Below are 14,538 nucleotides of genomic sequence, written 5' to 3'. Positions count from 1 at the left end.
CTCAAGAAACATGATTTCCGAATTCATCGATTATAACTAAGTTTTTCTGATAATTGTCTATCGTTAGGGATGCTCCTCTCATTTGTGCTTTCACCTCTGTTTATTGACGTGCCGTGTGTTCTTTCTGGTACCAATGGTGAATTAGTAGAGCAATTTCCTGCTTTTTCCATTATTTGTTGCATGCTAACTTGCGTTCTTTGATTGCCCTTCACTGATTGATCATTTTGCGTGATAAAATCAAATGAGATCATAGTACTTTTTGTTTGCCCAGGAATGTTTTTCTGCAATTCTTGTAATTCTTTCGGAAGTATCTTTGATATACCTTGTTTTTTCATTACTTCTTTATAGCCCACTAGTACTGATTCTGCCTTCTTTCTTAGGGGATAACCATACATTTCTCTATCTCTTGGGTCTAAACTTACCGATATACCCGCATAATCGACAAGCATCACACGCATATTTTCTGCACAATAATTGTCATCATTATAAAATAATTTGTAAATGGATTTCTCAACTTGGATTATTTCTTGTTCTGTTTCATTATATTCTTTTAAAAATGGAGAGAATGGGGTATTTTCATACCATTCATTGATCAGCTTACGTAATTCAATAGGGTAAGAAAGATTAATAGCGGGTAATTTTTTTAACAATACCTTTTTCAATGTAGGTGATTCCTCTAAAATATTTTTGACTGGGAGACCTTTTCCTCCATACTTTTGAATGCTGCAACGAGTAAAATTTTCAACAAATTGATCTTCTATAGTCCTTTTTTTATCGTTTGGGTTAATCATACGCACAGATTGTTCAATTTCTTCGATTAAGTTTTCTTTTGCCTCATCTAAAGATTTCTTCATTGATGGGCTTTCCACTTGATTCATTTGTTCCTCATATTTTTTCTTTAAAAGTTCGTTTATTTTTTCAATAGTTGTGTTAAATGTTACTCCCATTCCACTTAAAGGATATATTTCTTTTTGTTCATTTAAATCCCCTATCCTTATGCCTTCTATAAAGTTATCAAAAAATATATCTCTCCAATTTTCTATTTGCTCATCTGAACAAGTTATGCTTACTTGTCTCAATTTTTCTTTTATTAATTCATTTTCAGAATTTCCCTGATGGTTGTTCCAATCTATCTTTCCAATTTCTTTGATTATTTCAGGAAGATAATACTTGATCCCTTTCTCTTCTAGATTTTCTTTTATTTCAGCAATTAATGGCAATCGTTTTAAGTTAGTTGCTTCTATCCTCTCTGCAACTTCTGGACTGATTGCAGAAACTAACGAAAACATGTCTTCCTTGTTTGACCGAGAATTTTCTCCTTCTGCTGTAGTAAGAGACACTTGTTTGCTAAGGTCTTTCAGCTTATGGTTAGAGTTAATTTTATTATAAAATTGCATACGATCTGCTTCATTAAAAGAAGAATCAATCAGTGATGTAATTGATTCTTTTATTAATAGGAATGGCGTATCATTATAAATGGATACTAGCCAATTTATCTCACCTACTTCTTCTTTCTTTAATACCTTTTCAAATTTCACTGCTGTTTCATAATCCCGTTGTTCTGCTAAGACACGTACTATCTCTTTTTGACTAACCATTTCTTTCAACTGACGTTGTTCCTTGTCTGTTAAAAAAACATCTAGTTTCTGATCCACTTGTTCTTTAAATGGCAAATCACTTTTATGTAGGCAAGCACTAACACATGCTTTTAATTCAATTTTCGATAGGTTTTCTTGCTTAAGAAACTGTTGAAGATACGTATCCTGCTTCATAAAAGCATAAAACTTTTGTCTTTCTTCCACACTTAAATAGGGTTGCATGATCGTTTGAATTGCCGCTTCTCTTTCTGTTGCTGTATTTAAATCATGTACTAATTCTTTAATAAAATATTGTAATTGAACATTAGCGGGTCTCCTATTTTCAGGAGCAATCATTCGATCCACCAGATAATTCGTCAGCTCATCTGACTGTAATTGTTGAGTCAAATACACACCTGCTCGAACTAATTCTTGATTCTCCATATTGTTCGCACATTCTTTTTGATCTTGTTTTTTTTGCACGACATGCTGATATTTTTTTAATGCTAGTTCCATTTCTTCATGAGCAATCTCTCTTCCAGAGGAATTTTTTGATTTTTTATAGCTCTTTTTTTTCTTAAGAAATTCTTGGTAGGCAACTTCTTTGAGACTCTCTTCTTTAGTTGTATTGGTTTTGTCTTTTTCTCTCTCAAGCCTTGGTTTCGTTGCAAAAGATGTAAACTGTTTAGTCATCTCCAGATCATGGTATTTATTGTGAAACGCAACAATTGCCTTAGCTGTTTCAGTCGGTCTTACTTCCTGATTTAAAATGACAGAAGGACTCCAATCAAACGGCTGACTTGATTGCTCTATGATTGGTGTTGAGATTGGCCTTTCAACATTTCCAACTACTTCATTAGCCACTTTATTAACTACTTTTTTGCCAGTCAATTCGCTACGCATGGACGGAAGTGGGTATAGGTCATGATATCTTTCTACTATCTTCTCCATTTTATGTTGTATTAAAATATTTGGATGTATTGGTAAAGGGTTAGGTTGCTTATTAGTGTATTGTGCGCTCAAGTACTGAATCATTTTTGCACAATATAATGGATCCAGTTTCCCTAGCATGAAAATTTGCTTTGCTAATTTTTTTCCTGGACTTTGATATGTTTCCTCAATTTGATGCGCTAAATTGGCAAAATAGGTAGACACCATTGGAATCGTCTGAGCATAATTTTTTAAAGGATAAGAAGGAAGCATATTTTGGCAACAAACGAGTAAATCTTTAAGGCCCGGTTCGTTTTCTACAAGTTCTAAAATCCTTTTATTCGTTAATGACACGTCACCTTTATCCTCATAATCTTTTTGAATCAACGTATCTAAATATGGAATATACTCATGTACCTTCTTTTCAAACTGAACGAGCAATGTATTTAGTAAATTATTATAGTGTAAGTTGGAATCTGACAGAACCTCCGCAATTTGTTCTTTTTCTGACTTTAGTCCCTTATCAAGATTTTTGAATATTCTTCTTAGTATTTGATTTCTACTTACCTCTTTAAACGTTACACCCATTGCTTTAAATTCACTTTTTAATTGATGATTGATTTCTATCGCTGTTTTATCATAGGACACAATAGCTTCTCTTAGTTTTAGATCTTGATAATCACACTTATTGTTCGTTAATATTTTTACAACAACTGGCTGAAGTAAATTGGCTGGCGCGATCTCATCTAGTTGTTCTTTAATTTTTTGGAGTTTAATAATTCTACGATCATTGTCAACGTGAAATTTAGCATAACCCCAAATTAAGCTAAATCCATCAGAATCATGAAACTTAACTTTATTTAAAAATCCTTTCAATTCTTCAACTTTTAAAGAAGTCTTGATCTCTTTTTTTTCTAAATCGTTTAAATGCGAGATGGAGCGGTCGATTGCTTGATCTTTTAAACGTTGTTCCCAATGTGGAAATCTCACTTGGACTTTGACCAAAGAATCGATTAGTTGTTCCTTGTTTAATCGCCTAAGTTCAAGAGGATCTATAAGATTAGCATTGACTTGTTGCAGCCCGTTTCTCACTTGCAACTCTTCAATGACTGGAAGACTCATTGCTTTTTCGAATGCTCGTTTACGTTGGGTATAGACTGCAGATGCTTTTAAATCAGGCCCACCTTCTTTGATTATTTCTTTTAGTTTGATTTTTTTAGTAAACTCTAAATGTTCTTTTTGATTTAAATGTAACGATGCCTGTTCTTTTATCCATTGTTGGGTATAGGAAGATACGTTGTTATATAAATCTGTAAAGAAATCAATTGTTGCTGCTTTGTTTTCTTTTTTTATTTTTAAGAATTCCAATGTACGTTCTGGGCCTATTTCTTCAGACAAGTGGATAAGTCTTTGTTGTTCTGAAATGAGTTCTGACAATTTCAGATTTTCGTCTACAGTTAAATCTTTTTTCAAAGCGTGTATCAAACTTTTTTTGATATCCATTGGTATCACTTGTTCTTCTATACAGGCTAAGTAATACGCTCTAATTTCAAGTGGTGATTGCATTTTCTGGTCAAGAAACACCCGAATTTTATCTTCGCTAAACTTAATATTCGCTAGCTTTAATCCTTTTTCTCTCAATGCATCTTGCATCTGACTTTTCACTGCAAATTCAGCATGGTTAGCAGGACTTAAACATATTTTTGCTTGTGTTTTGATGTATTCTTGGTTAGTCGTTGAAAAGGATTTTTCATAAATATCTGTGAAAAAACCAAGCCTTCCTTCTTGTTTTCCTTGCTGTATTTCTTCAAGCTGGAATACGTTTTTTAAATCTAGCTCTTTTGACAATTGGATAAGAACTATTTTTTGAGGAACTAAGGCTTGCACTTCATTTCTTTCTTCACTTGTTAAGTTTTTCTCAAAATATTGTTGTAAACTCTTTTTCCAACTATTCATTCGGCTAAGTGGTTCGTATTTCATTTCTAGATAAGCTAACTCATAAGCTCTAATTTCGTTAGGAGATAAATTTTCGCGACTTAGAAATGAATTAAGAAAATCTGTTTTTTCCCATTCCTGTAAATTTTTTTTACTCTCTCCCTCTCGTATCACGTGACCTATTTCAAATCTCACATAGTTTGCTTTACTTAAATGTTTTTTAGCTTGCTCTTTGATGAATTGGCGACAAGTCACTGAAAAAGCTTTTTGATCCATCTCTTTGAACAATTGAGATAGGACTACTTGGTTGCTTTCCTTGATATTGTCAAGATTAGTTGCAAGTTCTGGACCTACTTCTTTTCCTAATTGTAAATATAATCTTTTTTCTGAAACTAGATCCATCACTTCTATAATATTTTCTGGTGTTAAACCGTTCAAAAAAGTGTTTTTAAACTTTTCTTTGCTATTTCGGTTTATTTGTCGCTCTTCTAAATAAGCTAAACAATAAGCTCTAATTTCGTTAGGGGATAAATTTACATTTCTAATAAATTGATCAAGAAATTCTGTTTTATCCTCTCTCTGTAACGCTTTTTTTCTCTCTACAGCTCGTACCATTCGAGTTACTTTATATCGAACATAGTTTTCTTCACTTAACCTTTTTTTAGCTTGCTCTTTGATGAATTGGCGACAAGTCACTGAAAAAACCTTTTGATCCATTTCATTGAACAATTTCAGTCGTTCTACTTGATTATCTTGATTGCTTCTTTCATATCTGACTGCAAGTTCTGGTCCTACTTCCTTCCCCAATTGTAGACATAATCTTTTTTCAGAAACTAGATTCTCCACTACTTTAATCTCTTCTGGTGTTAAATCTTTCAAAAAAGGTTTTCTCCAAAGTTTTTTGATATTGCTTTCCAGTTGTCGCTCTTCTAAATAGGCTAAACAATAAGCTTTCACTGCATAAGGAGATAAATCTTTCCGTTTAAGCATAGATTTAAGTACACTTAAAGAAGTGGATTCTTGTTTTATTATATGATTTTTTTGTTCACTATTATGTACTATAAATTCAAATTCTAAATAGCCTACTTTGCTTAAATATTTCTTCGCTTCTCTAGAAATTGCTGTTCTATTCAATGCACCATTCTTTTCATAAATAACTGTAAAAAGATCCCCCGTTGCTTTTTGCTTTCCTCGCTGTACTTCTTCACTTAAATATTTTTCTCTAGTCATTGTTGTTCTATTTAATGCACCATACTTTTTATAAATAGCTGTAAAAAAATCTACTGTTGCTTTTTGCTTTCCTCGCTGTATTTCTTCAAGGGCTAATAAATCATGCGGTCCTACCTCTTCTATCATCTGAATATTTTGTTTTTTTAAAAGCTTGACTTCTTCAAGTTTCTTTTTTTCTTTTTTTAATAAATTTTTCTCCAAAGTTTTTTTTATTTTATTTTTGGTTTTCGGTAATAAGTTACTTTCATCGATATAAATTTCATAAATTGCTATTTTTTCCAGATGAGACATGTCAGGCAAACGGAGTAAATTGGGAAATATTTTATTATAAAAAACAGAAGAAACAGACTGTGCTTCTTCTACAGATACCTTAATTTTCTTGTTCAAAACATTGATTGTTTGAGATAATTCATAATAGACTTTATCCAAACCATTATTTTTTTGCATGCGTGGAATCGCATGGTTTTTAATGAATGAATCCCATTTTTCTTCAAGAACAGGTTGATTACCGGATTTTTTTATTTCAGTAAATATTTTTGTTTTTAGTTTCTCTGACTCTATCCCTCGCTCCAGAACCATAACTGCTCTCACTAAATCATTAAACCAATTAGGACTATTTTCACCTTTATTTACCACTGGTTTGATCAACAAATCACTGACCTGCGCTTCTAGTCTTTTAGTTGATTCTGCTGTTTTTTCATTAGAAATCTTATGATAAAAACTATAGATATCGATTGTTTTCTTTCGTGATTGCTGATCTAATGACTGAACATCTTTAAACTGATCTTCAAAAGCTTGGTCCGCTTCATTAGTTATTTTTTTTAACAGCTTATGAAAAGTAACGTAAGTTTTCGCCATTCCCTCTAAAGATCTGTACTGTAACAATTCATTTTTATGAAGAGTATTTATCCATTCTCTAACTATTGCTTGTTCGTTCACAGTTAAACGCGGCATAACATATCTTTCAAAGTTAACTTGGTGTTGTTCCCAATCCCTTGGAACAAATGCCGGCTTATTCATGAATAAAAGATTATATAAATAAATACTATCTGACATCAAACTCGGGTTATTTTTTAAATTGATAGATTCATAGCCATTTTTTCCATAGTCCACTCGATCTGCTTTAAAATATACATTAAATAAACCTTCGTTTTTTTCCATTCGATCTCCTTTTCTTTATCGTCCGTTTTTGTAAATTGCAACAAATTTTAATCACTCGTATCCTTGTTCTTACTAGTATGGATAACTGTGTCGGTTCACACTGCTTTTTAGTATTGTTTCCTACCATTTTTTATGTAATAAACCAATGAAATTGAGACAAAAAGTTTTTATTCTCAAGAAATAAGCCGATAAGCTGAAATTTCTGAAGATTGGTAAAAATAATAAAATCGTTTATTGCGATTATGACCTTTGTACTTCACAACTTTTTGTCCCAGTTTCATTCGTTTTTATTCTAAAAACTATTTACAAAAATTTTTAGGCTTCAAACCCATTTTTCATGGCTACGGTTTTAAACCAATGGCCCGACTTTTTAATCGTCCGTTTACCGTCTTTGTTTAGATCGACAGCAATCAGTCCATAACGGTTTTTATAAGCGTTCGTCCAAGACCAGTTATCCATGCAAGTCCACATGTGGTAACCCACACAATTCGTTCCTTCTTGGATTGCCTGATGCACATATTTCAGATGGTCTGTGACAAAAGTGATCCGATAATCATCTTCAATCACGCCTTCCGAGTTAACGAAACGTTCTTCCCCTTCTACACCCATACCATTTTCAGAGATATAACATTTGATATTGCTATAGTTCTCTCTCGTATTCGTCAAGATATCATAGATCCCTTTTTCATAAATTTCCCAACCACGATAGATATTCATTTTTTTATTAGGCATATCATAATAATCAAAATAATCTTCTGGCATTGGTCCATTCTGATGATCAATCGGTGTTTCTTTTGCCTTGATTCTCCGAGGTTGATAATAATTGATTCCTAATAGATCAATCGTATTTTCTTTGATAATCGTTAAATCATCGGGCCCCATCTCTGGCATTATCGCTAATTCTTTCACAATAGCAACCAACTCTGATGGAAACTCTCCTTTTACTGCAGGATCAAGAAAAGAACGATTGAAAAAAGCATCAGCGATTCTAGCAGCCTTGACATCCTCAGGGTTTGTTTCGTCTCGCGGGTAGCTAGGAGTTAAATTCAAAATGATTCCAATTTCTCCTTTTTGTCCCATCTTATGATAGGCTTCAATTGCTTTGGCACTTGCCAAATTTTCGTGGAAACCAACTTGAATAGCCTCTTTTAGATTGATATGGTTAGGATAATGAAACTGATAGAGATAACCGCCTTCTACTGGAACAATCGGTTCATTATGGGTAAACCATTTCTTTACTAAATCCCCAAATAACTCAAAACAGGTTTTTGCATAGGCCACATAGGCGTCAACCGTATCACGAGACAACCAGCCACCTGTTTGTTGTAATTCTAAAGGCATATCAAAATGATATAAATTGACAAATGGTTCAATTCCCTGCTCCAGTAATTCTGTAAAATATGAACGGTAAAATGATACAGCCTGTTGATTCACTTCTCCTTTTCCTTTAGGGAATAGACGACTCCATTGAATGGATGTTCGGAAAGTATTATGACCTGTCTCTTTCATCAATTGAACGTCTTCTCGATATTTCGTGTAAACTTGAGAGGTTTTCTCAGGACCAACTTGATTGAAAAATTTTTCTGGCTCTAGATCATACCAATAGTCCCAAATGTTTTCTCCTTTCCCATCTCCTTTGATTCTGCCTTCTGTTTGTGGTCCACTTGCGGCGGTTCCCCACCAAAAATTCTTTGGAAAATCGTAGTGTTTCATTTCATAATCCCTCAATTCTTTTAGTAATTACCGTAATCATAAACAATCACTGAAAATAAATCAATACTTTTGATAATAATGACTAGACATTTAAACAGACAGACGTTATACTACGTTTGTAATCGATTGCAAAATAAATTTGAGGTGAAAAAAATGAATGGTTTTATGGATAAACTTTCTCAAAAAATTATGCCCTTAGCCAATCTTTTAGGGCAAAACCGTTACTTAACTGTGTTACGGGATGCATTTATGTTGTCATTTCCGCTAACAATGTTTGGATCAATTGTGGTCGTTGTGAATAATCTACCGTTCTTCAGTGATGGTACCAAAGGCACGTTAAGCACCCTTTTTGGTAATGGTCAAAATGCGACGATGAGTATCATGTCCGTTTTTGTTACATTTGGTATCGGCTATTATTTATCAAAATCATATGATGTAGAAGGTATTTTTGGTGGCGCTGTTTCATTCGCAAGCTTTTTGATTCTCACACCTTTTGTGATGACAACAGCTGGTGGTGAAGAAGTTTCGGGTGTCCTATCACTTGATCGTCTAGGTGCTAAAGGAATGTTCATTGGAATGATTGCTGCCTTTTTAGCTGCGGAAATCTACTGTCGAATCACCAAACGTGGTTGGCAAATTAAAATGCCTGATGGCGTACCACCTGCAGTAACGAAATCTTTTGCTGCTTTGATTCCAGCTGTAGTCACATTGACTGTTTTCTTGATCATCAACGCTGTCATGACTGGCGTATTTAATGCGAACCTTCATGACTTAGTCTATGAAGTTATCCAAAAACCTCTAACTGGTTTAGGTAGTAGTTTACCTGCCACGTTGATTGCCTTATTCTTTGTTCAATTTTTGTGGTTCTTTGGTCTTCACGGTCAAATTATTGTTAATTCTGTTATGGACCCTATCTGGAATACATTGATGCTTGATAATTTAGAAGCTTATCAGCATGGGAAAGAACTACCACATATCATCACAAAACCATTTATGGAAACCTTTACCGTTGGTATCGGTGGCTCTGGAATGACGTTAGCAGTAGTATTATTGATGGCTTTTGTCTTGAAGAAAAAACAATACCGTGATGTTGGTCGTTTAGCGCTAGCACCTGGAATCTTCAATGTCAATGAACCTGCAATTTTTGGTCTACCAATCGTATTGAACGCAACCATTTTGATTCCTTGGGTCGTTGCTCCTTTGGTCGTGACAACGTTCAACTACTTGATGATGGCAGCTGGCATCGTTCCTCCGCCTACAGGTGTTTCAGTTCCGTGGACTGTGCCGATCATTGCTAGTGGTGTTTTAGCTACCAATTCATGGCTAGGCGGTCTCTTACAAGTAGTCGATTTTGTGATCGTCGCTTTTATTTGGTACCCATTCTTAAAAGTATTAGATAAACAACCTGATTTAGACGTTGTGTAAAGCCTTATCTACTCACCTGTGAAGCAAATCATCTTCTTTCTAATAGAGATTAAGCAAATTTTATAATCTAGCATGAACAGTCAAAACATGGAATGATGTGAATTGATTTGTTCATGCTTGTTTCATTGAAATGAGTGATTCAACAACTAAACTTCGTTATTTCTTTCTTGTCGAACGAAATAACTTTCGTTATACTCAATACGAGGTGAATAACGTGCCAAAATATGAAGAAATCGCAAATGTTTTAAGGGAAAGAATCCGTTCAAAAGAATATCCACCAAACAGCTTTTTGCCTAATCAGATCACTTTAGTCGAAGAATTTGGCGCAAGTCGAATGACCATCAAAAAAGCCATCAATATTCTGGCTATGGAAGGATTAGTTTATTCGCAAAGAGGGGCTGGAACCAAAATTTTAGATCATCCTTTTATCGAGAAAGATACCTCCCCTGCCAATGAGTATGAGGGACTCAGCCATCAAATGAAGCGTCGTCATCGTTCACTGACGAGTCAAATCATTCAATTTGATGTCGAGTTTCCGAACCCATTTATTCAAGAAAAATTAATGATTGGTGCCGAACAACCTGTTTATAATATTCACCGTTTACGAATTTTAGACAACGAACCTTATATTTTGGAACATACATTTATGCCTGTACATTTAGTTCCAGGGCTAAAAAAAGAACATCTGCTTTCTTCTATCTATGATTACTTGCACCAAGATCTAAATCTTCATTTTGCAGGCGCCTATCGAGCAATTTCAGCAGATAAAAGTACGCACTTTGATCAGGAATACTTGAATTGTTCGGAAATAGATCCTGTTTTGGATGTGCAACAAGTCGTTTATCTAAAAGATGGTCAGCCCATCGAATATTCATCTAGTAGAAATCGGTTTGATGTCCGCAACTATTCCTTACTTGATGTCCGTTCAAACTAAAAAAATCCGTTTCAAAAATAGGAAACTATTGTGAAACGGATTTTTTGGTGTTTACAAAAGAGCAGAGTCAAACAGAATAATTGCCAGAAACGTTCCCACTCACTATACTGTAACTAACACAATACTTACTTTTTGTAAGTTCAAAGGAGGAACTCCCATGGATACTCAAATCAAAGGCATCCACCATGTTACCGCTATGACTTCAAGTCCCACTAAAATTTATCGTTTTTTTACGGATATTTTAGGAATGCGCTTAGTAAAAAAAACGATCAACCAAGATGATATCGAAACGTATCACCTTTATTTTACAGATGAATACGGCTCCCCTGGAACTGACATGACTTTTTTCGCTTTTCCTAATCAACCTCAAGGAAGTAAAGGAACGGATACGATTTCTAGAGTGTCTTTTCGAGTACCAACTGATGAAGCATTGACTTATTGGTTCAAACGCTTTGAAGAAAAGAATGTTCTTCACTCTGCGATCAAGGAACGTTTTTCAAAAAAATATCTGGAGTTTGAAGACTTTGACCATCAATTCTATCAATTGATTTCTGATGAAAACAATACAGGTGTTGCTGGTGGTACTCCTTGGAAGAACAGCAATATTCCATCAGAATATGCAATTACAGGCTTGGGACCAGTTTTTGTCCGAGTGAGTCAAATGGAACCATTACAGTTACTATTAGAACAGACTTTAGAGTTTAAACTTACTGATCAAACAGGAGCTTTTTCGCTCTTTGAAGTCGGTCAAGGCGGTAATGGAGCAAGCATCATTGTTGAACAGCGAGCAGATTTACCAAAAGCAATCGAAGGATTCGGCAATATCCATCACCTTGCCTTGCGTGTCGCTGATGAAGAAGCCTTACGTCACTGGATCCATGTGATCAATCAGATAAACGTACCAAGTTCAGGGTTTGTGGATCGCTTCTACTTCCAATCAGAATACTTCTTAGCTGCCACCCACGTTCTCTTTGAATTAGCAACAGATGGACCTGGTTTTTTTGGAGATGAATCAGCAGATACAGCTGGCGAAAAACTATCACTCCCACCACAACTCGAAAGTAAAAGAGAAGAAATCGAAGCGTACATTCGTCCCTTCGATACTCAGGATGCCAACCAACAACGAGAATAATTTTCTTTCTATCCAGACTTTCGATTCCAAGAAGCATATCTTTCAAGAAAAAGAGGTCAAATCATGGAATATTTTTTTCAAGCGGGAAAACAAACAAGTAGAAATTTACTCCTTCTTCATGGTACAGGTGGCGATGAATATTCTTTACTTGAAACCGCCCAGTTCCTTGAACCGGATGCTACGATTCTTTCTTTTCGTGGTTCAATCAAAGAAGACGGAATGAATCGCTTCTTTCGACGGAATGGGTTGAATCAATTCGATTACCAGAGTTTAGCAGAAGAAACAGCGCTTCTGTATCATAAAATCTCAGCAGTTAGCCAAAAAGAAAACATCTCGTTACATGACTGGGTGATCGTAGGCTATTCCAATGGAGCGAATATCGCTGCTCACTTGCTATTATCGAGAAATACTGAGCTGCGAAAAGGAATCCTATTTCATCCAATGTCTTTAAACGTCAATTATCCAGCAAAAGTAATGACTGATACTCAGATCTGGCTTTCTTACAGCAAGACCGATCCAATCGTCTCCTCTATAGCGATTACGAATTTGATCAAAGATTTTGAAATGCAAAAAGCTCACCTCACATTCCAAGAAACGTTTACTGGTCATCAATTAACAAAGGCTGAATTAATTGCCGCGAAAAGTTGGCTTTCTTCGCTTTCGGTTAACTAATATTGGACGAAAGTTGTGATGCATCGGATTATTTTTCAAAGTCTCTTTTTCAAAGACTCTATAATGAGGTACGCTCCAAAAGTTGTACGTGAAAACGACAATTTTTAGGGCGTTTTTTTTTGTTTCGACCTTTACGCACGAAACAGAAAAATGAATGTAAGTGCTAGATCCAACTATCCATTTTTCTCAAATCATCTCTTTTAATTTTCATTTTGGAAAATCCTTCTTGGCTCCCCCTCATTATAAACGCATCATATTAAAGATAAATAGAAACATTCCTCATTTTAAAAAACTGTAGAATATGGATTTCTATTATAAAAATTAGAAAAAAATGAGTTTTTGATTAGCTAGATTTCCGAAAAATTGCTATAGTTTAATTAATCAGAGTTGCAATCATTTTAGCGTTCGCCATTTTTTTGTCGAGTTAATATGGTTCACTCATTAGGGAGGGGGCACGATGCTTCACAAAAAAAGAAAACAGATTCAACAAGTAATCTTTCTGTTATTGACACTTCTGTCAGTGCTTGCACAAACAAATGTTGTTCAAGCAGTTTCGTTAAATTTATTTGGTACGACTACCGCAACTAATAACAGTCAAACCAGTCCAAATGCGCCTTTTTTAAACCGAGTAAATGTCCCTGTCACTTTTCTCATTGAAGGAAAAAATGGCATCAGCGCTGGGGTTATCACAACTGGCGATAAATATGCCATTTTAGAAGCACCGACTGAAATGGTCGGGTATATCCAACCTAATGGGAATGCGACTGTTCAAACTACTGTTACTGTGCCACTTAGTCAGTCCCCTTTACAATTGATTTTGCCGACCATAACCTCTGTGATTTCGTTGATCGTCAACTCACCTTTAGTTTCCACACAAAATAAAACAGCGGTTAATCAGGCATTGTCAGAATTACGTTCGGAAACTTTTGGTGCCCAGAATCTTACTCTAGCTATCGTCCCACGGTCGAGCACTCAGTATGGCGTAGCGATTAGTCAAGGGCTATTACCCATCCTGACAACGACATTAAAAAATCGGATTCAAAATTTATTAACGATCGTCCAAGCTTTACCGCTGATTGGGACTGTTTTAGGAACATTATTGTCCCCCTTTGTCACAGCTTTGTCTCAATTTATTACGAGTTTAAATTCACCAACTTCTGATAATAGTAAAAATTTGGTTGCTGCTTCGATTTTAGGTAATACGAGTGTTTCGCTACCATTTCTTTTATCTTCGCCCAAATTGACCCAAGATCTAACAGCTAATTTTAAGGGCGGTTTTATTCAAACAGATCAGTCGACGATTCAGTTAGGAACTACTACTGGTACAACACCTGTTTATTTTTCAGCTGGAGCACTCACCTGGCAGAGCACAAGCTTGCCGACTCACTTGAACTTTGGTCAGCACTTGATCCAGACCCAACAGGATGAGCACTTAGTAGCCACCAATAACAATCAAGTAACTACCGGGTCAATTTCGATTACTGATACACGGACAGTTGTAAAAAATTGGCAAATAAAAGTCCAACAACTTAGTCCTTGGCAAAACGGAACCAATCAATTAACGTCCCAATTACAAATCTCAACAGCAGATTTAACAACTACCTTTCCTATCACTGGGATCACAAGTACTGCTAATCAAATGGTCCCTCTATCTATAGGCACGCAACAAACATTACTCAAATTAAATGGTGTAACTGATCCTGGTCAAGTCCAATTAGCAATCAATCAGTTTTCATTAGCGGTTCCCAAAGAAAGTCTGAAAACAAAGGGAACCTACCAAACAATGGTGGAATGGCTCTTATCGGATACACCGTAATTTATTTAGGAGG

7 protein-coding genes are annotated in these 14,538 nt (G+C 35.2%); 5 read left to right on the top strand and 2 right to left on the bottom strand.

The features are described 5' to 3' along the window. Positions 1 to 23: 23 nt before the first annotated feature. Entirely contained in the window at positions 24 to 6,833 is a 6,810-nt protein-coding gene (locus IGJ23_RS04820) for a hypothetical protein (RefSeq protein WP_438774661.1), read from the bottom strand. A gap of 315 nt (positions 6,834 to 7,148) precedes the next feature. Further along, the gene (locus IGJ23_RS04815; protein WP_063626871.1) at positions 7,149 to 8,546 is read right to left on the bottom strand and encodes a glycoside hydrolase family 1 protein; all 1,398 of its coding nucleotides are present in this window, start codon (positions 8,544 to 8,546) and stop codon (positions 7,149 to 7,151) included. Positions 8,547 to 8,699: 153 nt separating this feature from the next. On the opposite strand from IGJ23_RS04815, the gene celB reads away from it, so the two are divergent. The 5 genes from celB (at position 8,700) to IGJ23_RS04790 (ending at position 14,525) form a co-directional block, all read left to right on the top strand. Next, entirely contained in the window at positions 8,700 to 9,971 is a 1,272-nt protein-coding gene (gene celB, locus IGJ23_RS04810) for a PTS cellobiose transporter subunit IIC (RefSeq protein ID WP_010719614.1), read from the top strand. Positions 9,972 to 10,185: 214 nt separating this feature from the next. Continuing rightward, positions 10,186 to 10,905, top strand: a complete 720-nt coding sequence (locus tag IGJ23_RS04805; protein ID WP_010719615.1) for a GntR family transcriptional regulator — start codon at positions 10,186 to 10,188, stop codon at positions 10,903 to 10,905. 157 nt (positions 10,906 to 11,062) lie between these two features. Then, a complete protein-coding gene (locus IGJ23_RS04800) occupies positions 11,063 to 12,037 on the top strand; it encodes a VOC family protein (RefSeq protein WP_034867486.1) in 975 nt (324 codons plus the stop codon). Between the two features lie 63 nt (positions 12,038 to 12,100). Next, a complete protein-coding gene (locus tag IGJ23_RS04795; protein WP_096709259.1) occupies positions 12,101 to 12,709 on the top strand; it encodes an alpha/beta hydrolase in 609 nt (202 codons plus the stop codon). A gap of 457 nt (positions 12,710 to 13,166) precedes the next feature. Beyond that, positions 13,167 to 14,525, top strand: a complete 1,359-nt coding sequence (locus tag IGJ23_RS04790) for an adhesive domain-containing protein (protein ID WP_063626866.1) — start codon at positions 13,167 to 13,169, stop codon at positions 14,523 to 14,525. The last annotated feature ends 13 nt before the right edge of the window (positions 14,526 to 14,538 follow it).

It is taken from the genome of Enterococcus sp. DIV1682a, from assembly GCF_051711005.1.
In the GTDB taxonomy this organism is placed as follows: Bacteria; Bacillota; Bacilli; order Lactobacillales; family Enterococcaceae; genus Enterococcus_B; species Enterococcus_B hirae.
Note: the sequence above shows the minus strand (reverse complement) of the source record. Positions and strands in the feature narration are given on the sequence as shown.

Bases quoted from the DNA above. Each gene is read 5' to 3' on its own strand.
- IGJ23_RS04820 (WP_438774661.1), bottom strand. From the start codon at position 6,833: ATGGAAAAAAACGAAGGTTTATTTAATGTATATTTTAAAGCAGATCGA.
- IGJ23_RS04815 (WP_063626871.1), bottom strand. From the start codon at position 8,546: ATGAAACACTACGATTTTCCAAAGAATTTTTGGTGGGGAACCGCCGCA.
- celB (WP_010719614.1), top strand. From the start codon at position 8,700: ATGAATGGTTTTATGGATAAACTTTCTCAAAAAATTATGCCCTTAGCC.
- IGJ23_RS04800 (WP_034867486.1), top strand. From the start codon at position 11,063: ATGGATACTCAAATCAAAGGCATCCACCATGTTACCGCTATGACTTCA.
- IGJ23_RS04795 (WP_096709259.1), top strand. From the start codon at position 12,101: ATGGAATATTTTTTTCAAGCGGGAAAACAAACAAGTAGAAATTTACTC.
- IGJ23_RS04790 (WP_063626866.1), top strand. From the start codon at position 13,167: ATGCTTCACAAAAAAAGAAAACAGATTCAACAAGTAATCTTTCTGTTA.